This window comes from Pseudoalteromonas sp. 5Ae-yellow, from assembly GCF_014077565.1.
GTDB lineage: Bacteria > Pseudomonadota > Gammaproteobacteria > Enterobacterales > Alteromonadaceae > Pseudoalteromonas.
Genome location: NZ_JACGWD010000173.1, coordinates 1 through 410 on the forward strand (window position 1 = coordinate 1; position 410 = coordinate 410).

Below are 410 nucleotides of genomic sequence, written 5' to 3' on the forward strand. Positions count from 1 at the left end.
TTGACTCGAAAAATAAAGGGTGTATTATTCGCATCCCTTGAGACGCTAAAGCGACTCAAAACGTTCTTTAACAATATAAAGCAATCATCTGTGTGGGCACTCGTACAGATTGAGTTCTAACAGCCAAGCTTAGTTCGCTAAGTAAGGCAAACAAATTAGAGTCTCAATTGAAACTGAGTGACCATATGTTATTAAAAGATTCAGCCTTGAGCTGTTTTGATTTTACTTTTTTTAAAAGTGAAAATAATAACGCACAGTCAATTCGTTTTTGGCAACAAAAACAAAAAATTCAGAATTCATTGAGCTGTCGAAAGACATAAAACTTTTTAATTGAAGAGTTTGATCATGGCTCAGATTGAACGCTGGCGGCAGGCCTAACACATGCAAGTCGAGCGGTAACAGAAAGTAGC

1 rRNA gene is annotated in these 410 nt (G+C 36.8%); it reads left to right on the plus strand.

The window, feature by feature from the left end:
• Positions 1-327: 327 nt before the first annotated feature.
• Positions 328-410: ribosomal RNA gene (locus H4J63_RS19855) — 16S ribosomal RNA — on the plus strand; the annotation flags it as partial.